This is a genomic window from Noviherbaspirillum sedimenti, from assembly GCF_003590835.1.
GTDB lineage: Bacteria > Pseudomonadota > Gammaproteobacteria > Burkholderiales > Burkholderiaceae_D > Paucimonas > Paucimonas sedimenti.
Genome location: NZ_QYUQ01000002.1, coordinates 3,391,305 through 3,417,119 on the forward strand (window position 1 = coordinate 3,391,305; position 25,815 = coordinate 3,417,119).

21 protein-coding genes are annotated in these 25,815 nt (G+C 57.7%); 8 read left to right on the plus strand and 13 right to left on the minus strand.

What is annotated here, in order from left to right; translation table 11 throughout:
- The first annotated feature begins 107 nt into the window (after positions 1-107).
- Entirely contained in the window at positions 108-671 is a 564-nt protein-coding gene (gene ahpC, locus D3878_RS15850; protein WP_119786370.1) for an alkyl hydroperoxide reductase subunit C, read from the plus strand.
- A gap of 186 nt (positions 672-857) precedes the next feature.
- Positions 858-2,432 (plus strand): alkyl hydroperoxide reductase subunit F, encoded by a 1,575-nt coding sequence (gene ahpF, locus D3878_RS15855; RefSeq protein WP_119786371.1) that lies wholly within the window; start codon positions 858-860, stop codon positions 2,430-2,432.
- 145 nt (positions 2,433-2,577) lie between these two features.
- On the opposite strand, the gene kefC is transcribed toward ahpF, so the two are convergent.
- The 9 genes from kefC to D3878_RS15900 form a co-directional block, all read right to left on the minus strand.
- Entirely contained in the window at positions 2,578-4,380 is a 1,803-nt protein-coding gene (gene kefC / locus D3878_RS15860) for a glutathione-regulated potassium-efflux system protein KefC (protein ID WP_119787940.1), read from the minus strand.
- A gap of 68 nt (positions 4,381-4,448) precedes the next feature.
- A complete protein-coding gene (kefF, locus tag D3878_RS15865; RefSeq protein WP_338016809.1) occupies positions 4,449-5,057 on the minus strand; it encodes a glutathione-regulated potassium-efflux system oxidoreductase KefF in 609 nt (202 codons plus the stop codon).
- Between the two features lie 30 nt (positions 5,058-5,087).
- Positions 5,088-5,936 carry a PA4780 family RIO1-like protein kinase gene (locus D3878_RS15870; RefSeq protein WP_119786372.1) on the minus strand — a complete coding sequence of 283 codons (849 nt, stop codon included), beginning with the start codon at positions 5,934-5,936 and terminating at the stop codon, positions 5,088-5,090.
- Between the two features lie 132 nt (positions 5,937-6,068).
- Positions 6,069-9,083, minus strand: coding sequence for an ATP-binding protein (locus D3878_RS15875; protein ID WP_119786373.1), 3,015 nt, complete (start codon positions 9,081-9,083; stop codon positions 6,069-6,071).
- A gap of 274 nt (positions 9,084-9,357) precedes the next feature.
- Positions 9,358-9,606: a hypothetical protein gene (locus tag D3878_RS15880; RefSeq protein WP_119786374.1), complete on the minus strand. Its 249-nt coding sequence runs from the start codon at positions 9,604-9,606 to the stop codon at positions 9,358-9,360.
- A 340-nt stretch (positions 9,607-9,946) separates the two neighbouring features.
- Positions 9,947-10,336, minus strand: coding sequence for a helix-turn-helix domain-containing protein (locus tag D3878_RS15885; RefSeq protein ID WP_119786375.1), 390 nt, complete (start codon positions 10,334-10,336; stop codon positions 9,947-9,949).
- Positions 10,337-10,435: 99 nt separating this feature from the next.
- Positions 10,436-11,341 (minus strand): restriction endonuclease, encoded by a 906-nt coding sequence (locus tag D3878_RS15890; protein ID WP_119786376.1) that lies wholly within the window; start codon positions 11,339-11,341, stop codon positions 10,436-10,438.
- A 12-nt stretch (positions 11,342-11,353) separates the two neighbouring features.
- Positions 11,354-12,130, minus strand: a complete 777-nt coding sequence (locus D3878_RS15895; protein WP_119786377.1) for a nucleotidyl transferase AbiEii/AbiGii toxin family protein — start codon at positions 12,128-12,130, stop codon at positions 11,354-11,356.
- Positions 12,102-13,154, minus strand: a complete 1,053-nt coding sequence (locus D3878_RS15900; RefSeq protein WP_119786378.1) for a type IV toxin-antitoxin system AbiEi family antitoxin — start codon at positions 13,152-13,154, stop codon at positions 12,102-12,104. Before D3878_RS15900 ends, D3878_RS15895 begins: the two co-directional genes overlap by 29 nt.
- Positions 13,155-13,409: 255 nt before the next feature.
- Here D3878_RS15900 and D3878_RS15905 point away from each other — a divergent pair, with 255 nt between their 5' ends.
- The 4 genes from D3878_RS15905 (at position 13,410) to D3878_RS15920 (ending at position 19,189) form a co-directional block, all read left to right on the plus strand.
- On the plus strand, positions 13,410-15,251 hold the full coding sequence (locus D3878_RS15905) for a DEAD/DEAH box helicase (protein WP_119786379.1): 1,842 nt from the start codon (positions 13,410-13,412) through the stop codon (positions 15,249-15,251).
- A gap of 360 nt (positions 15,252-15,611) precedes the next feature.
- A complete protein-coding gene (locus tag D3878_RS15910) occupies positions 15,612-17,213 on the plus strand; it encodes an ATP-dependent nuclease (RefSeq protein WP_119786380.1) in 1,602 nt (533 codons plus the stop codon).
- Complete coding sequence (locus tag D3878_RS15915; RefSeq protein WP_119786381.1) at positions 17,191-18,285, plus strand: UvrD-helicase domain-containing protein; 1,095 nt, start codon at positions 17,191-17,193, stop codon at positions 18,283-18,285. The genes D3878_RS15910 and D3878_RS15915 overlap by 23 nt, the downstream gene beginning before the upstream one ends.
- Positions 18,286-18,805: 520 nt before the next feature.
- The gene (locus D3878_RS15920) at positions 18,806-19,189 is read left to right on the plus strand and encodes a cupin domain-containing protein (RefSeq protein ID WP_119786382.1); all 384 of its coding nucleotides are present in this window, start codon (positions 18,806-18,808) and stop codon (positions 19,187-19,189) included.
- On the opposite strand, the gene D3878_RS15925 is transcribed toward D3878_RS15920, so the two are convergent.
- The 4 genes from D3878_RS15925 to D3878_RS15940 all read right to left on the minus strand — a co-directional run bounded on the left by D3878_RS15925 (position 19,172) and on the right by D3878_RS15940 (position 23,951).
- Positions 19,172-20,374 (minus strand): cytochrome-c peroxidase, encoded by a 1,203-nt coding sequence (locus D3878_RS15925; RefSeq protein WP_233556356.1) that lies wholly within the window; start codon positions 20,372-20,374, stop codon positions 19,172-19,174. The two genes, D3878_RS15920 and D3878_RS15925, sit on opposite strands and share 18 nt — an antisense overlap.
- Positions 20,375-20,464: 90 nt before the next feature.
- The gene (locus D3878_RS15930; protein WP_233556357.1) at positions 20,465-21,139 is read right to left on the minus strand and encodes a FixH family protein; all 675 of its coding nucleotides are present in this window, start codon (positions 21,137-21,139) and stop codon (positions 20,465-20,467) included.
- 101 nt (positions 21,140-21,240) lie between these two features.
- Positions 21,241-22,023 carry a helix-turn-helix transcriptional regulator gene (locus tag D3878_RS15935; RefSeq protein WP_119786384.1) on the minus strand — a complete coding sequence of 261 codons (783 nt, stop codon included), beginning with the start codon at positions 22,021-22,023 and terminating at the stop codon, positions 21,241-21,243.
- 137 nt (positions 22,024-22,160) lie between these two features.
- On the minus strand, positions 22,161-23,951 hold the full coding sequence (locus D3878_RS15940) for a helix-turn-helix domain-containing protein (RefSeq protein ID WP_158592291.1): 1,791 nt from the start codon (positions 23,949-23,951) through the stop codon (positions 22,161-22,163).
- 24 nt (positions 23,952-23,975) lie between these two features.
- Between D3878_RS15940 and D3878_RS23860 the strand changes: the two genes are divergently transcribed.
- Both D3878_RS23860 and D3878_RS15945 read left to right on the plus strand, forming a co-directional pair.
- Positions 23,976-24,329, plus strand: a complete 354-nt coding sequence (locus D3878_RS23860; protein WP_158592292.1) for a hypothetical protein — start codon at positions 23,976-23,978, stop codon at positions 24,327-24,329.
- 189 nt (positions 24,330-24,518) lie between these two features.
- Positions 24,519-25,799, plus strand: a complete 1,281-nt coding sequence (locus D3878_RS15945) for a hydroxymethylglutaryl-CoA reductase, degradative (RefSeq protein WP_119786386.1) — start codon at positions 24,519-24,521, stop codon at positions 25,797-25,799.
- Positions 25,800-25,815: the final 16 nt, after the last annotated feature.

Below are 25,815 nucleotides of genomic sequence, written 5' to 3' on the forward strand. Positions count from 1 at the left end.
TTAACTAAGACTATCAAGCTCATCCGGATTATTCATTTCACAGGGCGAGCGATTGTCGATAAGATTCAACCTATGCAGTCTTGATCAACCAACAGTGGAGTACAACAATGTCCCAGATTAATTCCCAAATCAAACCATTCACCGCCACCGCTTACCATGCCGGCAAATTTGTTCCGCTCTCCGACGCCGACCTGAAAGGCAAGTGGTCCGTGGTGTTCTTCTATCCGGCCGACTTTACTTTCGTCTGCCCGACCGAACTGGGTGACTTGGCCGACAACTATGCCGAATTCAAGAAACTGGGCGTGGAAATCTACTCGGTCTCGACCGACACCCACTTCACCCACAAAGCCTGGCACGACACTTCGGACACGATCAAGAAGATCGCGTACCCGATGATTGGCGACCCGACCGGCGTCATCTGCCGCAACTTCGACGTCATGATCGAAGCCGACGGCCTGGCCGACCGCGGTACCTTCGTGATCGATCCGTCCGGCACGATCCAGCTGGTTGAAGTCAGCGCCGGTGGCATTGGCCGTGACGCTTCCGAACTGCTGCGCAAGATCAAGGCAGCCCAGTACGTTGCAGCACACCCGGGCGAAGTCTGCCCGGCCAAGTGGAAAGAAGGCGAAAAGACCCTGGCACCATCGTTCGACCTGGTCGGCAAGATCTAAGTCAGGCACCGGCGCGCAGCATTGCAGCATCCGCCCGCGCGCCCATCTTGCCCACTTGCCGGACGCACTCTGCGTCCGGCAGGTCCACCCCCAGATCAGCCTGTTTAAAAATCCGGGAGCCACAAGCTCATCCGGCGGTGGTTTTGCACCCTAAAAAATCCACAACTTAAAGAAAGCGAGCACATCATGCTGGACGCAAACGTAAAAACCCAATTGAAAGCTTATCTCGAAAAGCTCATCCTCCCGATCGAGATCACCGTCAACATCGACGGCAGCGAAGCCTCGCGCGAAATGCAGGATTTGCTGAATGATATCGCCGAACTGACCGACAAGATCACGCTGAAGGAAACCAGCGAAGCCGCCGTGCGCGCGCCTTCCTTCGCAGTCAACCGCGTCGGCAGCAACATGGGTATCCGTTTCGCCGGCATTCCGATGGGCCATGAATTCACTTCCCTGGTGCTGGCGCTGTTGCAGGCCGGCGGCCACCCGCCGAAAGTCGAGGCCGACGTCATCGAGCAGATCCGCGGCCTCGAAGGCGAATACCTGTTCGAAACCTATATCTCGCTGACCTGCCAGAACTGCCCGGAAGTGGTGCAGTCGCTGAACCTGATGGCGGTGCTGAACCCCAACATCCGCCACGTCATGATCGACGGCGCGCTGTACCAGGATGAAGTCGAAAAACGCGAAATCATGGCGGTGCCGACGGTGCTCCTGAATGGCGAAGTATTCGGCCAGGGCCGCATGAGCGTCGAGGAAATCCTCGCCAAGATCGACACCGGCGCATCTGCCCGTGCCGCCGAAAAGCTGGCGCAGAAGGACGTGTTCGACGTGCTGGTGGTGGGCGGCGGCCCGGCCGGCGCGGCCGCGGCCATCTATGCGGCACGCAAGGGTATCAACACCGGCGTGGTGGCCGAACGCTTCGGCGGCCAGGTACTTGATACCATGGCGATTGAAAATTTCATTTCGGTGAAGGAAACCGAAGGACCCAAGTTCGCGGTGGCGCTGGAACAGCACGTCAAGGAATATGACGTCGATATCATGAACGTGCAGCGCGCCGAGAAGCTGATTGCGGGCGACATCATCGAAGTGCAACTGGCCAGCGGCGCCACCCTCAAAGCCAAAACCGTTGTGCTGGCTACCGGTGCGCGCTGGCGGCAGATGGGCGTGCCGGGCGAAGAGCAATACCGCAACAAGGGCGTGGCCTATTGCCCGCACTGCGACGGCCCGCTCTTCAAGGGCAAGCGCGTATCCGTGGTCGGCGGCGGCAACTCCGGCGTGGAAGCGGCAATCGATCTCGCAGGCATCGTCGCGCACGTGACCCTGCTCGAATTCGGCAGCGAGTTGCGCGCCGATGCCGTCCTGCAGCGCAAGCTTTACAGCCTGCCGAACGTCAAGGTGATCACCGATGCGCAGACCACTGAAGTGACCGGCGACGGTACTCGTGTCAATGGCCTTGTCTACACCGACCGCAAGAGCGGCGAGTCGCACAAGATCGAACTCGAAGGCATCTTCGTGCAGATCGGTCTGTTGCCCAACACCGAGTGGTTGAAGGGCACGGTGGCCTTGTCGAATCGCGGCGAAATCGAAGTCGATGCGCGCGGCCAGACGTCGGTGCCGGGCGTGTTCGCCGCCGGCGACGTCACCACGGTGCCGTACAAGCAGATCGTCATCGCCATGGGCGAGGGCGCGAAGGCTTCGCTGTCGGCCTTCGACCATCTGATCCGCACTTCGGCGCCGGCGGAAGAGAAAGTGGCCGCGTAAGCAACTACAGCGCTACTGACGCAGCCCTGCAGTAACAAGAACGCCGGCGTTGAAGCCGGCGTTTTTAAATGCATTAAAGTCAATAGATTGGGGGATTTATTCGCTATTCGCGAATAGCGAATATTGGAGAATCTGTTTAATAAAATCAATCCCACCCGCCAGACCGCCCGCCTTTCATCGACTCGATATCGCGCGCGAACATTTCCGCCAGTTCGTCGCGCGCCTGCCGCGCCATCGACACGTACTGTTCCTGATCCTTGTAATACGGATAGACGGCATGCACCGAGGCGATATTGTGCGCACGGAATTTCATCGCCGCCTGGCGCGCCTGGTAGGCGCCGTACCCCAGCGTCTGCAATACCTGGCGGCCCAGGCGCAGCGAGCCTTCGAAGGTTTCGCGCTCGAGCATGGTCACGCCGCGGTCCATCAAGTCATAGTAGTGGGTGACATTGCGGGCGCGCGCCAGAATCGGCAGATCCGGAAATTCCTGCTTCACCGCATCCACCAGCGCCAGGCTGTCCTCGACGTCGTCGATCGCCACCACCAGCGCGCGCGCCCGGGCGGCGCCCGCCGCATGCAGCAAGTCGGTGCGGGTGGCATCGCCATAAAACACCTCGAAGCCGAACTTGCGCAACAAATCGATCTGGTCCGGGTCATGGTCCAGCACCGTCAGCGGCACCTGGTTGGCATTCAGCAGACGGCCGACAATCTGGCCGAAGCGGCCGAAGCCGGCGATGATCACATGGCCTTCCCGTTCCTCGAGGGCATCGTCCGGCCTGGTTGTCGCGGCCTGAAAGCGCGGCGCAATCAGCCGGTCGTACAACAGGAGCAGTAGCGGCGTCATCAGCATCGACAGCGCCACCACCAGCACCAGCATCGAAGCCACCTCCGGCGTGAAAACACGCGCAGTGGCGGCCGCGCCGAAGACGACGAAGGCGAATTCGCCGCCTTGCGACAACAGCAAGGCAAACAGCAGTTGCTGGCTGCGCGGGATACCGAAGCGCTTGCCCATGCCATACAGCATGCCGATCTTGATCGCCAGGAAAGCGAAGACTGCAGCCGATATCAGCACCGGGTGCGCCAGCAGCACGCCGAAATCGACCGACATGCCGACCGCGATGAAAAACAGGCCGAGCAGCAAACCCTTGAACGGCTCGAGGTCCGACTCCAGCGCATGCCGGTATTCGGAGTCCGCCAGCAGCACGCCGGCCAGGAAGGTGCCCAGCGCCATGGAAACGCCCACCGACTGCATCAGCAAGCCGATGCCGATCACCAGCAACAAGGCAAAGGCGGTAAAGAGTTCGCGCATGCCGGTCTTGGCAATCGCGCGCAGCAAGGGGCGCACCAGATAACGGCCGCCGACGATCAGGGCAATCACCACGCCGATGACTTTCAAGGCATCCAGCCAGCTTTGCACACCGTCGGCTGCTGCGGAGACGCCCAGCATCGGCACGATCGCGATCATCGGAATGGCGGCAATGTCCTGGAACAGCAGGATGGAAAAGCTGGCCGACCCCGCCGGCGTTGCCATCAGGTTGCGCTCATCCAGCGTCGCCAGCACAATCGCGGTCGATGACAGCGACAAGCCCAGCGACGCAATCAGCGCAATCTTCCAGTCGATGCCGGTCAGCACACCCACCGCGCACAGCGCCACCGTGACCAGGCCGACTTGCGCGCTGCCCCAGCCGAAAATGGGTTTGCGCATCGACCACAATCGTTTTGGATCCAGCTCCAGGCCGATCAAAAACAGCAGCAGCACCACGCCGAACTCGGAAAAGTGCAGGATGACTTCCACTTCCCTGATCAGTCCGAAGCCGAAAGGCCCGATGGCAATGCCGGCTGCCAGGTAGCCGAGTACCGCACCCAGCCCCAGGCGCCTGGCGATCGGCACCGTGATCACCGCCGCGGCCAGATAGATCAGGGCGTTAAGTAAAAGATTGTTTTCCATCTCGCTGTCCTCGCTTCCGACGCCAAGCAAATTGTCCAGTGTGGCCGATCTCTGAGTCTGCTGAATAGCTATCCCGGGGAAGTATCGCCCGACCAGTCCTGTCCGAAGCCCGGGAAATGCACGGTCGCCGCGCCGCACCAGTTCGGGTAATCCGCCAGTTGCGCCACATAGCCTTCAACGTGCCGGGCCACTGTCGCATCGTCGATCCGGTGCGCGCCATGGAGAATATAAGGCGGCAGCCAGCGCATGCCGCACAAGGCGGCGGTTTGCTGAAAAGGCGGCAAGAACGCCGAGAATTCGCGGCCATGATAGCCGCCCGCCTGATAAGCCTCGTTCGAGCCGCCGGCGGTCGCCACCAGCCAGAAGTCCTTGCCGTGCAGCGCGTTGCCGCCGTGGCCATGGGCCCAGCCGCTTTCCAGCACCACATCGAGCCATTCCTTCAGGAGCGACGGCATGCTGTACCACAGGATCGGATGCTGGAACACAATCAGGTCCGTCTTGCCCAGCAGTGCCTGCTCATGCCGCACATTGATATCGAAATCTGGATAGGTCTCGTACAGGTCATGCACATTCACATGGGCAAGCGAGCGCGCCGCATCCGCCATCAGCCGGTTGACGCGGGAGCCGTGCGAGGCTGGATGCGCGTATACAACAAGAATGCTGGGAGGCATGTTCATGGCGCTCGGCCGGCCGTGTTGTGCAAACGTCTATTCTGCCATTTGCATGCGCTGCCGGCGTTCCTCTTCCTCTTTTTCCGCCAGATGAATCGCCTGCATCACCGCGCCGACATCGGCTGGCCGCTTGTTTTCCTTGATGCGCCCGGTGAGTACCGTATCGGCTTTGAGCAAACCTGCCTGGTACAGGCCCCAGATTTCCTTGCCGCATTTTGAGCTTGCCAGCTGCGGCGCAAAGCGGCTGAAGTAGGTGGCGAGATTGTCGACGTCGCGCTCCAGCATGGCGCCGGCATTGTTGTTGCCGGCCGCATCGACCGCCTGCGGCAGGTCGATGATCACCGGCCCGGCAGCATCGACCAGGATATTGTATTCGGACAGGTCGCCGTGTACGACGCCGGCGCACAGCATCAGCACTACCTGTTGCAACAGCTGTGCATGATAATCGAGCGCCGTTGCCTCGGTCAGTTCGACATCGTTCAGGCGTGGCGCGGCATTGCCATCGGCATCCGTCACCAGTTCCATCAGCAACACGCCTTCGAAGCAGATGAATGGCTTGGGCACGCGCACGCCGGCGGCGGCCAGCCGGTACAGCGCATCGACTTCGGCATTCTGCCAGGCTTCTTCGGCCATCTGGCGGCCATAGCGGCTGCCCTTTTCCATGGCGCGGGCCTGGCGGCTGTTCTTGACGCGCCGGCCTTCCTGGTACGACACCGCCTGATGAAAGCTGCGCTGGTTGGCTTCCTTGTACACCTTGGCGCAACGCACCTCGTCGCCGCAGCGCACCACATACACGGTGGCTTCCTTGCCGCTCATGAGCTGGCGCAGCACCGTGTCCACCATGCCTTCATCGATCAGGGGCTGCAGGCGTTTTGGGGGTTTCATGGGTGCGGTGCTCGATTCTGTGCGGAGGTGAGCAGCCAGTGTACCAAGATGTATTGCAGAGAGGGCGAATGTTTCGCGGCCAGCAAGCTGCGGCCTGAGGGGGCCTGAGGCGGTCAACAAGCAGTAGCCGCTTCAGGCCGCTCTGCGCCAGGGCGCGCTGGCTTCGATGAGTTCGGCGATCTCGCGTTCCATGGCGGCGAGTCGCGCATCCTGCGCCGAGTCGCCTTTGTCGATGGCGTCTTCCAGTTCCCCGGCCAGCTCCATCAGGTCCAGCGCGCAGAGAAAGCCGGCGTTGCTGCGCATGGTATGCATGCGCCGGGCGGCCTTTTCCAGGTCGCCCTGAGCCAGATCGCGGCGGGTCTGCGCCGCAGCGTCGGCGAATGCGCCGACGAATCTTTCCAGCAGGCCCAGGAACATGTCGCGGTCGCCGCCCAACCTCTTGATCGCCCTGTTGCGGTCGATGCCGGCGATGTCCGGGAAGTCCTCGACGGTATCGGCGACTGCCGGGGGCTGGTCAGCCAGCACCACTTGGGTGATCGTTGACACAGCTTCTTCTGAGCGCCGCGGCTTGACCCATTTCAACAACAGGACCGCCATATGCTCCAGGTCCATCGGCTTGGGCAGCACGTCGTTGGCGCCGGCCGCACGCGCGGCCGCCTGCTGTTCGTCGCGCACGCCGGCGGTGAAGGCAATCACGGGCAGATCGGTCAATCCCAGTTCACCCCGGATCAGCCGGGTTGCGGTAAGGCCATCCATCACCGGCATCTGCACGTCCATCAGCACCGCATCGAAGCCCTCGGGCCGGGTCTTGAGGAGCTGCACGGCTTGCTGGCCGTCGGCGGCGAGGGTGACGCTGGCGCCTTCCAGCATGAGCGCGCGCTCCACCAGATCGCGGTTCATGGCGCTGTCGTCCGCCACCAGCAGATGGGCACCCACCAGGCGCGGCCCGGAGCGGGCCGGCGCCGGCTTCGCGGCCAGCGCATCCGTCTCGCCACCGACGCCGAGCGCGAAGGGCAACTCGAACCAGAAGCTACTGCCCACACCGACCTGACTGTCGGCGCCGATCTCGCCACCCATCAGTTCCACCAGACGCTTGCAGATGGATAATCCCAGTCCGGTGCCGCCGAAGCGGCGGCTGATGCCGGCGTCGGCTTGTGTGAAGGGCACGAACAGCCGCGCCAGCGCCTCCGGCGGGATGCCGATGCCCTGGTCGCGCACCTCGAAGCGCAGCCGCACGTCTCTCTCGCCGGCCGCGCGCAGCTGCACCAGGACCGTGACCTCGCCCTGCCCGGTAAACTTGATGGCGTTGCCGATCAGGTTGATCAACACCTGTTCCAGCCGCAGCCCGTCGCCCACCAATGGCCCCAGCGGGGTCGCCGGCGCTTCCAGGTGCAGCGCCAGTCCCTTGGCCCTGGCGGCGCGGCCCATCAGGCTGTCGAGATTGGCCAGCAAGCTCTTCAATTCGAAGGGACGCGGCTCGATGCGCAGTTGCCCCGCCTCGATCTTGGACAAGTCCAGCACGTCGTTCAAGATGGCCAGCAGCGACTGGCCGGCGGTGCCGATGCGCTCGACCATGTCGCGCTGGCCGGCAGTCAGCGTCTCGCGCTCCAGCACCTGGGCCAGGCCGAGCACGGCGTTCATCGGCGTGCGGATCTCATGGCTCATGTGGGCAAGGAACTCGCTCTTGGCCGCATTGGCGAACTCGGCGACATCATAGGCCTGACGCAGGTCTTCCTCCATCTGCTTGCGCGCGGTGATGTCTTCCAGGATGAACAGGTAGAGCGGCGCCGCTTCGGTCTCGACCTGCAGCGGCGCGCCGGTCAGGCCGGCCCAGACCACGGCGCCGTCCGGGCGCAGGTAGCGCTTATTGACGCGATAGCCGGACAATTCACCGGCGTTCATGCGCGCGACCCGCTCGCGGTTTTCCGCGAGGTCATCCGGGTGCGTGAAGCTTGCCGGGTCGAGCCCCGCCAGTTCCCGTGGCGTGCGGCCGAGGATTTCGCCGCAGCGCAGGTTGGCCTCGACGATCCGGTTACTGCGCGCGTCGAGCAAGGCCACGCCCAGCGGCGCCTGTTCGAAGATGACACGGAAGCGCGCCTCGGCGGCCCGCTGGGCTTGCAGCACTGCCAGTTCCTGGCGCTGGCGGCCGCGGCGCCACAGCAGGTAGCCGCCGAAATAGACCGGCAGCAGCCCCAGCACCATGGCCAGCGCCGTGGCCCAGGCCATGGTGCGGATGCCGGCATAGGCTTCGCGCTCGTCGATTTCGGCGAGCATCAGCCAGGGCGTGCCTTTGACGGCGGAGGCGTAGGCCAGCACCGGCACCTTGCGATAATCGCGGCCACCCTCGAGGATGCCTTGCTCTCCTTTTGCCGCACGAGCGGCGGGCAGCTTGGGTTCGCTCAGCGGGCGGGTCAGCCCGAGCGCGCTTGCGGGTTGATGGCGCAGCGGCGTCAGGAAGCGGACGCCGTCGCCGTCGCGGCGCACCAGGTAAGTCTCGGCGGTCTGGGTTGGCACCGGCCATGAGCCGACCTGCGGATACAGGGCCTGATCGGCCCGCCAGGTCAGGTAGGCCACGCCCAGCGCCCCGGTTTGCGATACGCCGATCGGCGCCAGGATGCCGAAGTAGACCTCCCCCAGGGCGTTACGGTGCAGATCGACGAGTTCGATACGCGGACGCCGCAAGACATCCTGAATCAAGGCGTCATGCGCGCGGATGTCCGCTTCGCCGATGACGACCGCCGGCCGCCCGACGGTGTCGAGCATCGCCAGCCCGCCCCAGCCGCGCGCCCGCGCTACCCCCTCCATGCGCGCGCGCATCTGCTCATAAATCGCGGCATCCTGCCGTCCGCCCGCCAGCCATTTCCCGAACAGCATCTCCAGTTCCGACTGGCCGGTAAAGTACAACTCGGCATCGATGCGTATCTCGGCGAACCAGCCTTCGATTTGTTGCCGTTTCTGTTCGGCGATCACCGCCAGCGTACGGTGGGTTTCGCGACGCACTTCCTCGCTCAGATACCGATAGCCGATGGCGCCGACCGCGCCGATCAGCAGGGAGATGGCGAGCAGCGGCAGCGCAAAGCGCAGCCATGGACGCATGGGGCCGCCTGCGGGCTTCACTGTGGCAGGGGAGGAAATAGCGGTTGTCATGGTGGTATTGCTGTCTGGTGCCTGGGCTGGAAGTGGATTGCACTTCGGTCCGGTCTGGGAATCTGGATGTGGCTGGTTTGCAGCGCCGCTCAGACGGGCTGGGCGGAAATTGTCCGTGCCGCTACTGGGCCATGCCCCAGTATAGTGCGATTTCCGTCAAGAAATCCAACTGTGAGCCAATATTACTTCACCGAAACGGTGCGCTGCATTTGGCAATTTTGCAGCTGCGCGCGGCCACCGGAGGGCACGCGCAGCTAGCGATAACGACAAAAAATTAATTTGTTTTGAGTTCGTAAGCGACTTCTTCGCTTTCGACCAGATCCAGCACGTCATTCAGGAAGACTTCGTCGTCCGTGCTGGTCCAGGTGTCTTCGGGATCGGTGGCGAACAGCGGTTCAAACGTCAGGTCCAGGAATTGATTGTTCGGCAGCTTCAGGACATCCACGCCGGTGGATGTCTTGACGAGTTCCCAATCATCCGGGATCGACATTTCCAGCTTCATGGTGACGGAGAGTTTTTTCATTGGGTGGCTTTCTGTTGCGGGTTTGGTGGCGGGGGGCGACAGCTTACTACAGCTTAGGATTTTCCTGGCATGCCAGCCTGAGATTGGAACTGCTTTGCCTCGCTTCTCATGCCAGCCGAGATCGATTCCCATGTCCGTGCCGGGATTCATGTGGCAATTCACGCTCGACCATCGCCTCCCATACCGCACGCCACCATTTTTGTTGTCGGAAAGGAACGCGACAGTGAACGCCGATGCGTGGATTTCAGCCAGGATTTTTTATAGCGGAAGGCGTGAGAGTTGCGGTCGACGGTCCAGGTTCAGATGAGCTCCTTGTTCATCCATGCGTTGAGTGCCTGGGTCACCACGTCCCCTTTTTCTGACGAATAGAGAAGTTCCGCCGCGAGGCTGACTGCACATCCTTGGACGTTTTGAAGGAATCGGCTTCGTCATCGGACGCAGGAGCCCGGTTTTCCTTTGCTTGCTTGACACTGTGGTCGGTGGCGAAATCAAAAGCTCTTGAGGCGGAAGCGTTCTCTTGCAAGGATACGGTGACGCCAAGGGTTGAAAACAGTTGCAGCATTTGCTCGAAGTTCACTACGCCGGGATTCGCTTCAATTTCCGCAATACGTGCCTGGCTGACACCTACCTGTTCGCCCAATTGAGTTTGTGTGAGGCCGCGCATCTTTCTGAGCGCCCGAAGATGCGGGCGCAACTGAGCCGGAAAGCGGATAGGATAGGCATGGAGCATAGTAAATTCATAATATAAGCCAAAGCCGATATATTCAATTTATAGCCAGAAGCCAATTTTTCGTATACAGGCTATGGCCTATAATTATCTTTCGCTGAGTCATGCAGGTGGCGTCAAAAAATAAATTGGCGATAAAGGCAAACGACGCCGGGCGCTATCTTCCAGTTTGCCGTAAAACTCGATCCACAACTCGACCAGCTTATCCAGATCAATCAAGGTCACTTTACGTGACTCCTGGGCACGAGCGAATTCTTCAGCATCCTTGGTAAATCCCCCGGTGGAAACAAAGAGACCGACATCGTTGTTGCCAATTAGCGAAGTAAACGCCCGCAAGGTATCAGTACTTATTCTTTGCGTCACGCGTTTTACCTGCACCTTGATGCGTGGCGGGACGGTGCCAAGCGGATCGTTATAGGCAAGAATGTCCACGCCGCCATCCTTGCCCGGCGGGGAAACCCAGGAAACATGGTAGCTCATGGCTTTTAACAAATCCGCTACCAGATCCTGAAATTCATAAGGATTCATCGCAAGCAAATACATCTCGATTTCGGTCCAGGCTTGTTCCTCGGCTTGTTCGAAAGTGATGCTTGTGGATTTTCCCCCGGAATCCTCCTCGCCGAATTCAGGCTGCGATGATGTCTGCAAGCTTAGTCCTTTTTGGCTGGCCTTCCAGGCGTCATAAAGTTTTACTGCAGATTTGTAAAATGACTCCGGGTCCGTAATGCTGTTGTATGCTTCCACACCATCGACAGTCACGGTCCAGGTGCCTTTATGCTTGAGAATCCAGCCGGCCTTTACGCAATCCACTGTGGCAAAGCGGACAATTTTTTCGAATCGGCGGTCGCCCGAAGATTCATAAATTCCTGCTTCATAGGGCGACAAGGTGACGGAGTCCGCCAGTTTTTTCAGTGCGACGCCCGCCTGCAATCCATCCTGCGATTGCAACAGAATTTCAAAGAGCTTGCGCAGCAGCTCACCTGTACGTTTCCGAGTTACTTCAGCCATAGATTCTCCTGTTTATATTTCAGCGAGGCCGTTGCAGACTGCTTCGATCAGCCTGCGAGCGTGTTCAAGGTCGAGGCCGGATTGCTGAGCAAGCAGCAACTGGCCATGGGGATCGGCTTGTGGCAACAATATGTCCAGCACATGCTGGATTGCTTGCCTGTCCAGCAAAAGTGCGATATCGCGCCCAAGTAAGCGCGCGCCGGCTGCCTCGTGGTCATAATCATCGGCGGCGAACAGGTCGCCATGATCGCGCGCGGCGCGGTCAAGATTGCCGCAATCCATATAGTGGCGCAGATACAGCAGCAAGTCGCCGGCATCACGGCCCGGGGTCGAGTGTTTGCGGTCTTGCCAGGCCGTTACTTTGAGCAAGGCCAGCGCAGGGATCGAGGCAACGCGCAAGCTCACCCCATCGGGCATTCGCACCGATTGGCTGGCTGCGAATGCCTCGCTGACGCCGAAACAATCGAACACCGTGCTTTGATCGGGCGGCCAGAGGATGGTGCGGTCGGCGCGCTCGATCCCGCCAAACGGCACGATGTCCAGCGGCAGCCCCGTCGCTTGATGGCGCAGCCGGTGCGTTGCCGCCCCAGGGCGCTCGGCAAAATCGCCACTCGCAAGCAAGGCTGCGCGTAACGCGGCAAAGGCTTCCCAATCGCGCACCATCACGGCAAAATCGACATCCTCGGTCTGGCGCCCGGGCGCGATGCCATGCGCGTGGCGCAGCATCAGGTCGCGCACCACCGCCGCCAGTGGCGCCAGCTCAGGCTTGCGTGAAAAGTCGAGTGACATGCGCGTCCTCAATCATCTTTGCGGTTTCGATGCAGCGCGCGTCACCCGTGGCCAGCAAGTCGGCATACGCCAGCAGGGGGGGCACCAGGTTGGGATGGGCCGGGTCGCCGGCGAAATGCCAGAAGCGCTTGCGCACTTCCACCACCGCCGTATGGCCAGGCGCCGGCTCCTTCATGAACTTCAAGCGTGCCGCCAAAAGGCCCGGCATCTTGTCTGCATAGAGGGTGAGCTCGCCGGGGCGCAGGTAATCGGTCAGCAGGGCGGCGGCGGGCTCGCCGCCCCACAATGCGCCATGTTCCGCAAGCGGCCAGTCTTTCCAGCCTTCCAGCGTAGGCACGTAGTAGCGGCCAAGCAGCGTGCGTGGCCGCAAAACGCGGGCATAGGCGTCGGTCCATTGATCGAGCAGGCGCGGCAGCTCGAACAGCCGGCGCGTGCCGCGCTTGCCGTTCAGGTCGCGCACATAGCCAAGCTGCTGCAGGTCCGGGATCACCCAACCGACGGTGCCATGGGCGACGCCAGCCATTTTGGCCAGTTCGCGATAAGGCAGGTTGATCGCCTGCGGGGCGCACAACAAGGCGAACAGCACTTGCAGGCCGGTCGGCTGGAACGCGCGGCCAAGAACTGGCGCGGTCGGTCTGGCGGGCGGTTTTTGTCCCTTTATCCAGATCAGCAGGCCAGGCTGTTCGATGTAGGCATTGCCGGCTGCATCCAGGAAGGCGATGCGGCGGTCCTTCAATTCATCGGCCAGCGCCGGCGTCACATAATCGGTTACCAGCAGTGCCTGTTGCCCCAGGCGCTCAAGCTGAAGGATTGTCACGCCCAGCGTCGCCGGGCGCAAGGCGCGTTTCACTTCGGCGGCGTACAGGCCTTGCCCGGCGCCGTGATGAATCCGCACCAAGGCATCGGCATGCACACCTCCAGGCTGGGTTTGCTGCTGCACGATTTGCGCGGCCACGCCCAAGCCGCGCACCGCATCCAAGGCGGCGTTCAGCAAGGTATCGTCAGCGGCAGGCAATTTGTCCATTTTTAATTGATGTCCAATATTATTGGACGCTTATTTATATTGGACAATCATAGTAAGCAAGTGTGTTGAATGTCAATCATTTGTCCAATAAATTAAGCTGTCCATTTTCATTGGACAAAAAGAAATATTGGACGTGTCAACGTATTTGCCATGCACACGCCTAAACGGATGCAGCCTGCAATGCAGGGTTTCACGATTTAATTTACCAAAAGTAATTGCTCAATAGTAATATGCCATGGATACCAAAAGGAATCCATGGCAACCCTCATCCCTGCAATTGGCGCGTGCAAGTCCCGCATGACTGGCGGGGAAAGGCGTTTGGCCGAACGTTTCGAAGAAAAATTCGAGGATGATTACCTGTGCTGGTACGACGTCTCGATCGGCGACAAGACCCGCCATCCCGATTTTGTCGTCTTCCACCCCAGTCGCGGCCTGCTGGTACTGGAAGTGAAGGACTGGAAGCTCACCACCATCCAGAGCATCGACAAGCAAAGCGTCGTGCTCAGCACCGACCATGGCCTCAAGCATGAATTGAATCCGCTGGAACAGGCGCGGCAATACATGTACGTCATCACCAGCAAGCTCGAACGCGATCCACAACTGGTCTGGCCCAGCGGTTCATTGAAAGGCAAGCCGGCTTTCCCCTACGGCCATGGCGTGGTGCTGGCCAACATCGACCGCAAGCAGTTCGACGAACACAACATGGAAAATGTGCTGCCGTCGCACCTCGTCATTTGCAAGGACGAGATGACACCCAGCGTGGATGCCGAAGCATTTCAGAAGCGCCTGTGGGACATGTTCCCGTACAAGTTCACGCGTAAGCTCTCGCTGCCGCAGATCGACCGCATCCGCTGGCACATGTTTCCGGAAATTCGCATTCCCGCGCAGGCCGACATGTTCGCCGACAGCGGCCAGAAGGAAATTGAAATCCCCGACGTGTTGCGCGTCATGGATATCCAGCAGGAGCAACTCGCGCGCAGCCTCGGTGAAGGGCACCGCGTCATCCATGGCGTGGCAGGATCGGGCAAGACGCTGATCCTCGGCTATCGCGCCGAGCATCTCGCCAAGATGTGCCAGCGCCCCATCCTGGTGCTTTGCTATAACAAGACGCTGGCGGCGAAACTGGCCAGCACGCTGGCAGCCAAGGGCTTGCAGGACAAGGTCAACGTGGTCAATTTCCACGCCTGGTGCGTGCGGCAATTGAAAGCCTATAACGTCGGCACGCCGCCGAACGATAGTGGCATCGATGCGTTTTTCGAGGCCTGTGTCGACAAGGTGATCCGCTCCGTCGATCAAAAGCTCATCCCGTCTGCGCAATATGATGCGGTGCTGATCGACGAGGGGCATGACTTCAAGGCGGAATGGTTCAAGCTGGTCGTGCAAATGATCCATCCGGACACCAATTCGCTGCTGGTGCTGTATGACGATGCGCAATCGATTTACAACGGCCCGGAGAAGCGGCGCTTCTCGTTTTCCAGCGTCGGCGTGCAGGCGCAGGGTCGCACCACCATCCTTAAACTGAATTACCGCAACACGGCGGAAATCCTGGCGGTGGCACGGGCCTTTGCCGACGATCTGCTGTCGGCGAAAGACACTGAAGAAGACCAGGCGCCGATCGTGCAGCCCATGAGCACGGGCCGGCATGGGCCCAAGCCCTTGCTGATCAAGTTTCCGAAACTGAGTAGCGAAATCGAGTATCTCGCCGACCGGCTGGCCAGCGCCAACAAGATGGGGATGCCGTGGAATCAGATGGCGGTGATCTATCGCCATTACGGCATCGGCAAGGAGGTGGCGCAACTCCTGAGCCGCAAAGGTGTGCCGTTCGAATGGCAGCAGGACAAGAAGAAGTCATTCGACCCCAATCATGACAGCGTCAAGATCGTGACGATGCATAGCAGTAAGGGGTTGGAATTCCCAGTGGTTTGTATTCCGGGTGTTGGTGCGACAGGTCCGAACGCAGAGTCAGCAGAAGAAGAGGCGCGGCTGCTCTATGTTGCGATGACGCGGGCGACGCATGAATTGGTCATGACGCATGGGGAGGAGTCGGTGATTGCGGAGAAGATGGGGAAGGCGATGGGGGCGTTGGACACAATTTGAGTTCATGAGGGTTTAAAGGAAGAAGAAAGTCATTTGAATTTAATGACCGGGATCTACATGTATGTTAAAGCGGGACTGCTTTATTCCATCCTCTATATCGTCCCTACGCTCCTGCTTATTGGCGAAGTAATCTTCATAACCGACATGCTTGGTGTTTTCATGGTCATCACGCACTACCTACTACCGTTGAAGATAGATACCTAACATTTTCTTATATGGACTCCTTCCACAAATTAATAAACTAAGATTTGGCCAATAAGCTGGTCAACATTCAGATCCTGACTCAAACCGACCAGCCTCCCGGGAAACTGAGGTTGGCGCACACAAAAACTTACTTAAAGGTCTAGCCGAGAATCATCCATGCATATCGCCCGTGTAGTAATCCAAAATTATCGTCGCCTTGAAGAATTTCAGGTGGAGCTCAACCCAAAACTTAATATCGTTGTAGGTGACAACGAGTCTGGTAAGTCCACATTCCTTGAGGCTGTCAACCTTGCATTGACATTCCAAGTAAACGGACGCCTCATACATACAGAGATCCACCCTCATCTGTTCAACGCAAATGCTGTTGCACAATACCTGCAAGCACTCCGGGATGGAGTTCCATGCAAGCCTCCTGCGATCCTCATTGAGGTCTACTTCGCAAAAGACCCAGCATTGGCAAGGCTCAAGGGTACCAATAACAGTCAAGGGGAAGATGTTCCGGGTGTTCGGGTGCTGATCGAATACAGCGAGCTATTCAATACGGAATACGCCGAATACATTGCCAAGCCTGAGCTTATTCGCACAATCCCCGTCGAATACTACCGAGCTCACTGGTTTAGCTTCGCCGACGAAGAGATCACTCGGCGTTCGATCCCGTTGCGTTCGAGCTTCATCGACGCCAGCACCATTCGGAATGACTTCTCGGCGAATCGCTATGTCGTGGACATGATTAAGACAATGCTCGAATCCAAAGAGCAAGTAGATCTGGCATTGTCCTACCGTCTAATGAAGGACCGTTTCCTCGACGAAGAAAAGGTCAAGGCTATCAATGACAAATTGTCCGCCAAAAAGGGGGGCATCTCCAACAAGATTGTGTCTGTGTCACTGGACACAAGCTCGCGGTCCAGTTGGGAAGCTGGTGTTATCCCTCACTTGGACGACATTCCTATGCCGCTCGTTGGCAAGGGCGAGCAGAATTCCATCAAGATCAAACTGGCTATGGAGGCGACGGAAAACTCCCACCTGTTTTTGATCGAAGAGCCAGAGAATCATCTCTCATTCTCGACGCTCAACGTCCTGATCAAGAGCATATCGGAGAAGAGAGCGAACAAACAGTTAATCATCACGACCCACAGTAGCTTTGTGCTCAACAAACTGGGGGTTGAATCGGTCCTGCTCTTTGCCAACAACAAAAGTATCACCCTAAAGGCACTTTCGCCGGACACTCATGACTACTTCCTAAAGCTGCCAGGCCATGAGACTTTGCGCTTGATCTTGGCCAAGCGGGCGATCTTGGTCGAAGGCCCATCGGACGAACTTATCGTCCAAAAGGCCTTTTTCCTCAAGCACGGCTCGATGCCCTTGGAGGCCGGCGTGGACGTCATCACTGTCAACTCGCTGGCATTCAAGAGATTTCTGGAAATCGCTTCTATGTTGGGAACACAAGTCGACGTGGTTACGGATAACGACGGAGACGTTGATGCACTTAAAAGCAAGTATGTGGACTACCTCGATGCTGCTGCAAAGCCCAACATCCAAATCCACTTTGACGACGACGTCGCTTACAAGACTTTGGAGCCTCAGTTACTCAAGAACAATGACCTCAAGACCATGAATGAGGTGCTGGGCACCAACTATGAGAATGATAAGGATCTGCTGAAGTTCATGGAGAAAAACAAGACCGAATGTGCGCTTCGATTTTTTGAAACCAAGACCGCTTGGAAGGCTCCTGTATATGTCAAAAGCGCCATCAGATAGTTTGGTTATTGTCGCAGCAGCTGGCGGGGGGAAGACCACTCGCATCGTCAACCAAGTATTGGCAAACTCCAAGGAGCGAGCAGCCATCCTGACTTATACTAAGGTCAATGCCGAAGAGCTCACCAACAAGCTATATGCCAAGGCAGGATCTATTCCGGCGCACGTTGAGGTCTCTTCTTGGTTCACGTTCTTGCTGAGAGAGATGGTTCGACCTTATCGAAACGCTATGCACCACAAGCGTATAGCAGGCATGTTATGGATCGAAAAACGATCCGTACCTTACGTTCCAAAGGCCAAGACTGCCCAGTTCTTTTTCTACGAGGGAAACCGCATCTATTCGGACAAAGTGGCCCACTTTGTCGTCGAATGCAACAAGGCGGCGAACGGTGCAGTCATCGCTAGGCTGGAAGATCGCTTCGACCACATCTATGTCGACGAGGTCCAAGACCTTGCCGCGTATGACCTCGAAGTGCTTAAGCTGCTATTGAGGTCCAAAATCAAGATCACGCTGGTAGGCGATCATCGCCAATCCACCTACGCGACCAATCATGCGGCCCTGCACATGGGCTTTCGCGGCATCAAGATCATCGACAAGTTCCACAAGTGGCAAAAGGCTAAATTGCTAGACGTTCGATTTGAAACCCAGACCCATCGATGTAACCAGACCATCGCGGACTTGGCTGATTCTTTGTTTCCGAACATTCCCCGTACGGAGTCACTGAACTTTGACATCACGGACCATGACGGATTGTTCACAGTTCCGTCGAATCGTGTCCTCGAATACTTTAATCGGTACACCCCTCAAGTCCTGCGTTTTTCAAAGTCCACAAAGTGTTTCCCTTTTGAAGCCGGAGCACGTAACTTCGGCGAGTGCAAAGGTTTGACTTTCGATCGCGTGCTGATCTATCCCCATGGGGCAGCCTTGAAGTGGCTTCAAACCGGCGATATTAAACACGTCACAGACAAGGAGATATCTCTGGCCAAGCTGTATGTTGCGATCACTCGGGCACGATACAGCGTCGCTTTTGTCATGGACAAGCCCAGCTTCCTCCCCTCTATCAAATCGTTTTGATAAGTCAGACGATGGATTGGAACGTGAGAGGGACGCTTTGCAGCGAATGGGATTTTAATGCTCAGACATAGAAGTTTCGTGACACACTTTACTTCGCGAGGTAAGAACTAAGCTAGTACTTGCCCGGCCTTGTTGCTCAGCTTGAGAAGACCCTCTACATAACTGCGTCTGAATGGCACACCCTAACTACAGCGGTAAATCTCCGCTACATCTTGTGTTGAATGGATGCATCTCAGTATTTAAATTGCTGATTCGATTGCCCAAAAATGGTCGAATGCAAACCGTCATATAAACCTTTTTTGCACACGCCGCATTCTTGAGAATCTTGTCCTTTGCTATTGCGCCGGCAATTAAATGTCTTACCTATTTTTCCCCGTCCTTAAAGGGAAAATGTGCTTAAATTGGTCACAACAAATCTTTGCTAGATCAATAAGATGGTGGTCCCTAGATATTCTTATCTTCCGAAAAAATAAGTGATAATCGAAGATATCTTTGTTCTGCCATCGCTTAGAAAGCTTCCATGACCACCTTCAAAAAAACCATCCTCTATACCGATACCGACGGTCGCGCCAGATTCCGCGAAGAAGACCTGCCGCTGCCCGAAGGCACGCCGCAAACCATGCTCTCCGCCCTGTACCCCTCCGCCGGCTACCAGTTGCGCCAGAGCGCGGTAGGTTTCCGCAGTCAGTTCCATTGCACCACCTCGCCGCAATGGCTGTTCGTCCTCAGTGGCCAGATGGAAATTGGTCTGCAGGATGGCAGCTCGCGCATCTTCGGCCCCGGCGAGCATTTTTACTCGGACGATACCTTGCCCGCAGGCGCAACATTCGATCCCGCCGTGCATGGCCACTGGAGCCGGCAAGTCGGCGACACTCCGCTGGTGACGCTATTTGTCCGGACGTGACTGCGCAGCTACGTACGGCATTTGACGATGCACGACCGGCCCTGAAAGGGTTCCCAGAAACGCAATGACGTCCTGCACTTCCTGTACCGACAGCTTGATCGGCTTGAGCTCGCTGTGGCCTGCGGCAGCTTCGGGCGCATGAGCGTAATGACGAACGACCTCTTCGAGCGAGGCGAGCTGTCCCGCATGCATATACGGCGGCCTTAGGGCAACATTACGCAAGCCTGGAGTCTTAAACGCTGCCTGCGTCGTATGGTCGGCGGCGGCGATGAAGTTCAGCTCCTCGCAGAGCTCAGGCCTGGCATCGCTATAGCGCCCAAGACAATTGAATTCGTCTTTAAGCACCTTCTCGATCGCTGCAAAACGGCCCAGGTCCGGCGTTGTAATGCGGCGCGGGGGAATGCCCGTGTTATGAAAGTGTTGATCCGTCAGCAATGGTCCATTATGGCAGGTGATGCAACTTCCCTTGCCGATAAAGATGCGCAGACCGTTCTTTTCCTGCGGGCTGAGTATCTGAAGTGAAGACTTGTCCCCGCCGGCAACGCCTTCAACATAGCGGTCCAGGCGCGATTCACCATACTGCAAGGTCTTCTGATACGCCGCAAATGCCTTTCCCATGTTGGCAAATACCCGTGAAATGTCATGGCGTGCCGATTCCGGCATGGCGTTCCACGCAGATTTCTGCAATGGCGGGCCGATTGGGCTGGCATCTTTCGGCAAGTGGCCGAGGTTCGGCATCGCACCGAAAATGGCCTCGTAATCCTTGCGGTAATGTGCCTGCATCACACGCGCATAGGCCAGCCGGTTGCCGCCGTGTTCCGCTGGATCTTCCAGCGGTCCAAGCGCCTGTGACCAGAGGCTGTCCTTACGTCCATTCCAGAACAGGAAAGGGCTGTGATCGGCCGCAACCACCGGCATTGTCCTGCGGGAGCCGGTTCCGACGCCCAATCCAAGCGGCTCGCCATCCTGAAATTGTTTGGCAGGCTGGTGGCAGCTTGCGCATGACACGGCGCCATTGCTGCTGAAACGGCGATCGGAAAAGATGCGCTGCCCGAGATGGGCGGCCGCCGGCAAATTCTCGTAGGCGTTCGAAGAATCTTTCCGGGCCGGCGGCAACTGCTTCAGACTTAACGAAGATAAGACGGAAATCTCATCCCGGGTCCAGCCGTCGATGCGGTCCGGCATGCCGGCCAGCGTCGCCCCGGCAATCAGCATCAGCGCCGCACCGCCAAACGATAGTAAAGTCCCTGCAAGTTTAGGCATGCTCAGCAAGGCTTAAAAACTTTTTTCAGCTGACGCGCCACCCCTCGCCAATGTCGCTGGCTGGGAAATGAGCGTATTGAATGTGACCTTGTCTGTGCCGATCGTTGAATCGATCGTCAGCTTGATTTCCCACCAGCCCGGCATGCTGAATTTCATGCCTTCGAGCAGATAACGTCCATCCCCCAGTTCCCTGGTGACTTTGGGTTGTGTCGGGAAGCCATGGAGATGTTGCGGCATGCCGCCATCGACGGTAATCCGGGCGTTCGGCACAGGCTCGCCCGATGGTGATTTCAGCTGGATTTCCCATGCATGCATCTTGTTGATGGCAATCGGGTCCGCCAATGCATGCACTTTGACGACATATTTGTTTTGCGCCGTCGGACGATTCAGCGACAGGTTCAGGTCGGCCGGCGTCGACATGCAGCCGGACGTGCCTGCCACTGCCAGGAATGCAAGGGCCGAGTAAATTTTTTGAAGCTGCATCATTGCTCCTGCAAATGAAATAAAGGACGTTTGGTGTGATCGGTCCGGATCGCAAGGATTGAACCGATCACGCGCGTTGCAGACTAGCTTTTTGCGCAGGCGCATTGGTCCCCGCAACGGCATTGCGGTCCGCAGGCGCAGGTCTTTTGCTCGGCAGGTTTCTGGCAGCCGCAGTGACATCCGGCGCCAACGCAGGCGTTGCATTTGCAAGTGGAATTGGCAGGTGTGTTCATGTGAATCTCCTATCAGTTGACATTGAAATGCCAGTCTAGGAGTGCACAGTGAGTCCGGCTTGAACGAAACGGCTATTCTCGCTGGATGCTTGCCGCCGCGACACCGAACATGCGTCGGAAGGTACGTGAAAAATGCGCGGAATCGGCAAAGCCGCCGGCATACGCAGCTTCGGTCAGGCTATTGCCCGCTGCATAGGATGCAATGGCGAGTTCCAGTCGTAACCAAAGAACATACGGCCGGAAACGGATGCCGGTTTCCTGAAGAAAGAGATGGCGAAACCGTTCTGGCGAAAGATGTACCGCATTTGCGATATTGCTGAGAGTGACCGTTGATCCAACGCGGTCGCGCAGTACTTCGATGGCGCGTTCAATGCGCTTGTCCAGGAGGCTTGCCGGCAAGTCGCTACTTGATGACAAGGCCGCAATCACCGTGCGTGCGCAAGCGATGAGCTCCGTGTCGGGCGCTTTTTCACGGTGGGCGGCAACAAGGGCGGCGATTTCGCAATCGAGTAACCCATCGGGCAGGGACGACAGGCCTGCACCGTGGCGCTCCTGGATCGTTCTTCCCTCGCGTGATTCGGGCTCGACAAAAATCAAGGCGACCAGCTCGCCGCGCGCCTCGAATGCGTGCAGCTGGTGTGCGGGAACGATCACTGCCGTAAATGCCTTCCAGTCTTCGTCTGGCTGACGAAATCGCACCTTGCCTTGGGAAAGCGCCAGCGTAATCTGGATCGCATGGTGGGAATGGAAATCCGTGGCTTCCTGAGCGCTGCCAATCCAGATACTGCCTCCACGCCATAGCAGGATGCGCCCAATACCGGTTGCCTTGATACCGCCTCGTTGTCCGGAAATCATATTACCGCCGATCGTTTTACCAAAATTGGTTGCCAAATAGTAATGCCCCAGGGTTATCCAGAAAACCCATGGCACCACTTATCCCTGCAATTGGCGAGAAGCAGATGTACCCAGAGACTGCTTGGTGCCCCCATCGCCTAATCGCTGCGCCTCCAGTCTTGCAGTTGCCAAAGGCGTAAGGCAATATGGACCTCCAACGCTCGCCCAGGCTGAGCCCAGTCAGCCAATAGTGCGTTAATCATCTCCAGCCGCTGGCGGAAGGTATTAATGTGAATGCCCAGGAGCGTTGCGGCCGCTTTTGCATTATGTCCATGGTCCAGGTAGCAAATCAGGGTCTTGGCCAGTTCAACTTTCCTTGCGTCGCCCTCAGTAAATAGCCTGCCAAGCGCCGAGGAAAGAAAAGCGGTCACATCACTTCGGCTTTTATCCTTAAAAAGGATGGAATAAAGCGATAGCGCACTTTCATCAAAGATGACACCCTCGGTGTCCAGCAAGGGCAGCAGATCCAGACATCTGCACAGCCCGTCATTACGGCCTGGCAGATCCGACAGGCCCTCAACCGGCTCGGAGATGACGCCATAGATTTTTTCCCTGGTATGCTCAGCAAAAAATTTTGTTACGGTTTCTTTCGTTTGCCGGCTGTTTCCTGCAGAACCAATCATCACCAGCACACCGTCGATTTCATCGATCAGCGTATTCGTCAAAAGTGATAGTTTGCGCAGCCGATTGATGAAGTAACCCAGGTCGCTGCCGGTGGGCTTTATCAGCATCAGGTACATGGACGTGACGGGATTGATGCCATAGCGGTCCAGCTGGCGTGCGAGTTTGTCCGGATCGTGCTGCGGCTGGCTCAACAGGCTGCGCAACACGATCGGAATCTCGCTTCTGGCGGCCGCCTCGTTGCGCTCCAGGGACAGCAGTACAACACCGGTCACCACAGAGCTGCGCTCGAAGATCCGGACAGCGACGTCATTGAGTTCCTGCCTGGTGTAAATCACCAAGCCGCCCAACATGCCGCGCCCGCCGACCACTGCCGATACGCGGCATATGCCAGCTTCGGTGGCATATGCGGTGACCGACTTGCCGAGCGTGCGGCTTTCCACTAAAGCGGCATGAATTTTATCTTGCGCTGAATAACTGTCGTTCCAGGCAATGCGGTCGTGATGACCAAGCTCGTTGTGGGCAGTTGCCAACGCCGTATAGGTTGGCTGCTCGCCTTCATCCAGGCAGACGACTTCGCCATCCAGCATGTTGGATACCATGTCGCACAGTTCCTTGACGCCCCCGCCCCGGGCAACCAGCGTGGTCAATCGCTCGTGTGCCTCGGCGGCGATCTGCGTGTCTGCCGTTTGCTGCTCAAGCCGCTTATTGGCTTCACTCGCCTGGCGTAATGCGTCCTGCGATTGTTCAAACAGGCGGGCATTTTCAATGGCAACCGATGCATGCGCTGCCAGGGTCGAAAGAATCGACATTTCCCACGCATTGTAGGCGCGGATGTAACGGTCACCGACAAACAAGACGCCGATCACCTGGGAGCCGGATAGCAGCGGGACACCCAAAATGGACTTGATGTCTTCATCGGTGACGGCCGAGTCGATCAGGTTGGTATGCGCAAAACGGCTGTCAGCTTCGTAATCCGAAGAACAATACGCGGAACGGTTGCGGGCAACAAAGCCACAAATGCCGACGTCGCGCGGCACGCGAATCTGCTTGAATTTCTCGGAAAAGGCGCCGTCTGTCGCCCGCACATAAAAATCGCCTCGTTCACGGTCATAAATGGATAAATAGCCGATATCGCATCCAATCAGGTTGCGCGCCCGGTTCACAATGGCTTGCAATACCTGGTCGAGATCGCGAATGGCAGTCAGATTTTGCGCGGTTTCGATGAGTGCCATCAATCCACGCTCACGTGTCTGCAGCAATTCCAAACGGTCCTTGAGCGCGATGGCCTTTTGCGCGTAATCGATCAGGGCCGCCTTGGCAGGATATTCGGCAAGTGCTTCGATACGGGCGAGAATCCAGATCAGATCTTCTTTCGCATCCGTCTTGAACAGCGAAGAAATAATTTCATGCTCAAGCGTCGTGCTGACAGCAGAAGCGGATTCGGTGAAACGGGTCTCGGTCATCTTGAATTCTCGTTTGAGAAAAGGCTGTTTTCGCAAATTCAGTGTGGCAAAAGTCAGGTGGATGTTTTGTACATCTTAACTGGGATGAATGGGTTTTTTCATCCAAAAAGCATCCGGCGCAGAAGAGGGAAAATTACTTTTCTATTGCCAGCGCAAATGACACAACCGCTAAATTGTTGAATACAAACGAAAAAATGGTGCGGTGCAAAAAAATTGTTCGTCCAGTCGCTCACAAGAAATATCGTCAACAACATAATTTAATTCAATATATGTAATTTAATCACATATCAATCGTCGCCGCGTCTCCCTACACTGCTTCATTCGCATCGCAAGCTGGTTGCGATCAGCAAGTAACTACTGGAGACCACAATGAGTATTGATTCCCGCCTGCCCAACTTCCGCGCTCTGGATCCTTCGGCCCGTCTCGATGAGATTGTCAATAAGGTCGGCTTGACCCAAGAGGAGCGCGCGCTGATTGCCGAGCCGAATGCTTTGCCCTTGGAAACAGCCAATGGCATGGTCGAAAATGTCATTGGCAAGTTCGAGTTGCCGTATTCGGTGGCGGGATACGTTCAGATCAATGGACGCGACGTCCTGGTGCCGATGGTTGTCGAAGAGCCGTCCGTAGTCGCGGCGGCTTCGTTCATGTCAAAGCTGATTCGCGACGCCGGCGGCTTCCAGACATCCAGCAGTGGACCGATCATGCGCGCCCAGGTGCAAATCATGGGAATTACGGACCCCTATGGTGCGCGCCATGCGCTGCTGAACCACAGGCAGGAAATCATTGAAATGGCCAACCAGCGCGACAAAGTGCTGATCGGCCTGGGCGGCGGTTGCCGCGACATCGAAGTGCATATTTTTCCTGACACGCCGCGTGGTCCGATGGTGGTGATGCACCTGATCGTCGATGTGCGTGATGCGATGGGCGCCAACACCGTCAATACGATGGCCGAAACGGTGGCGCCGCGTGTCGAGGAAATCACCGGCGGCAAGGTGCGCCTGCGCATTCTGTCGAATCTGGCAGACCTGCGGCTGGCACGCGCCCGGGTGCAGATTCCTGCCGCGATTCTCAAAACCGACAAATACAGCGGCGAAGATGTCATCAACGGCATCGTCGATGCCTACACGTTTGCTGCCGTCGACCCCTATCGTGCCGCCACGCATAACAAGGGCATCATGAATGGCATCGATCCCATCATCGTCGCAACGGGCAATGACTGGCGTGCGGTCGAAGCCGGCGCCCATGCCTACGCCTGCCGTGACGGGCGCTATACCTCACTGAGCACCTGGGAAATTTCCAAAGAGGGCGACCTGGTGGGCACGATCGAGATGCCGATGCCGGTTGGCCTGGTCGGTGGCGCCACCAAGACGCATCCGCTGGCCCGGCTGTCGCTCCAGATCATGCAATTGAAATCGGCGCAGGAACTGGCGGAGATCGCCGTGGCGGTCGGCCTGGCGCAAAACATGGGCGCACTGCGCGCATTGGCGACAGAAGGTATCCAGCGCGGCCACATGGCGCTGCATGCCCGCAATATCGCGATTGCCGCCGGCGCCAAAGGCGATTTGATCGATAAGATCGCGCAAAAAATGGCCGCCGCAAAAGATGTGCGAACCGACTATGCGATCGAATTGCTGAAAGAATTTCAGTAAGCGCATTCACGCTTCA

Bases quoted from the DNA above. Each gene is read 5' to 3' on its own strand.
- ahpC (WP_119786370.1), top strand. From the start codon at position 108: ATGTCCCAGATTAATTCCCAAATCAAACCATTCACCGCCACCGCTTAC.
- ahpF (WP_119786371.1), top strand. From the start codon at position 858: ATGCTGGACGCAAACGTAAAAACCCAATTGAAAGCTTATCTCGAAAAG.
- kefC (WP_119787940.1), bottom strand. From the start codon at position 4,380: ATGGAAAACAATCTTTTACTTAACGCCCTGATCTATCTGGCCGCGGCG.
- kefF (WP_338016809.1), bottom strand. From the start codon at position 5,057: ATGAACATGCCTCCCAGCATTCTTGTTGTATACGCGCATCCAGCCTCG.
- D3878_RS15870 (WP_119786372.1), bottom strand. From the start codon at position 5,936: ATGAAACCCCCAAAACGCCTGCAGCCCCTGATCGATGAAGGCATGGTG.
- D3878_RS15875 (WP_119786373.1), bottom strand. From the start codon at position 9,083: ATGACAACCGCTATTTCCTCCCCTGCCACAGTGAAGCCCGCAGGCGGC.
- D3878_RS15880 (WP_119786374.1), bottom strand. From the start codon at position 9,606: ATGAAAAAACTCTCCGTCACCATGAAGCTGGAAATGTCGATCCCGGAT.
- D3878_RS15885 (WP_119786375.1), bottom strand. From the start codon at position 10,336: ATGCTCCATGCCTATCCTATCCGCTTTCCGGCTCAGTTGCGCCCGCAT.
- D3878_RS15890 (WP_119786376.1), bottom strand. From the start codon at position 11,341: ATGGCTGAAGTAACTCGGAAACGTACAGGTGAGCTGCTGCGCAAGCTC.
- D3878_RS15895 (WP_119786377.1), bottom strand. From the start codon at position 12,130: ATGTCACTCGACTTTTCACGCAAGCCTGAGCTGGCGCCACTGGCGGCG.
- D3878_RS15900 (WP_119786378.1), bottom strand. From the start codon at position 13,154: ATGGACAAATTGCCTGCCGCTGACGATACCTTGCTGAACGCCGCCTTG.
- D3878_RS15905 (WP_119786379.1), top strand. From the start codon at position 13,410: ATGGCAACCCTCATCCCTGCAATTGGCGCGTGCAAGTCCCGCATGACT.
- D3878_RS15910 (WP_119786380.1), top strand. From the start codon at position 15,612: ATGCATATCGCCCGTGTAGTAATCCAAAATTATCGTCGCCTTGAAGAA.
- D3878_RS15915 (WP_119786381.1), top strand. From the start codon at position 17,191: ATGTCAAAAGCGCCATCAGATAGTTTGGTTATTGTCGCAGCAGCTGGC.
- D3878_RS15920 (WP_119786382.1), top strand. From the start codon at position 18,806: ATGACCACCTTCAAAAAAACCATCCTCTATACCGATACCGACGGTCGC.
- D3878_RS15925 (WP_233556356.1), bottom strand. From the start codon at position 20,374: ATGCCGGACCGCATCGACGGCTGGACCCGGGATGAGATTTCCGTCTTA.
- D3878_RS15930 (WP_233556357.1), bottom strand. From the start codon at position 21,139: ATGCAACGCCTGCGTTGGCGCCGGATGTCACTGCGGCTGCCAGAAACC.
- D3878_RS15935 (WP_119786384.1), bottom strand. From the start codon at position 22,023: ATGATTTCCGGACAACGAGGCGGTATCAAGGCAACCGGTATTGGGCGC.
- D3878_RS15945 (WP_119786386.1), top strand. From the start codon at position 24,519: ATGAGTATTGATTCCCGCCTGCCCAACTTCCGCGCTCTGGATCCTTCG.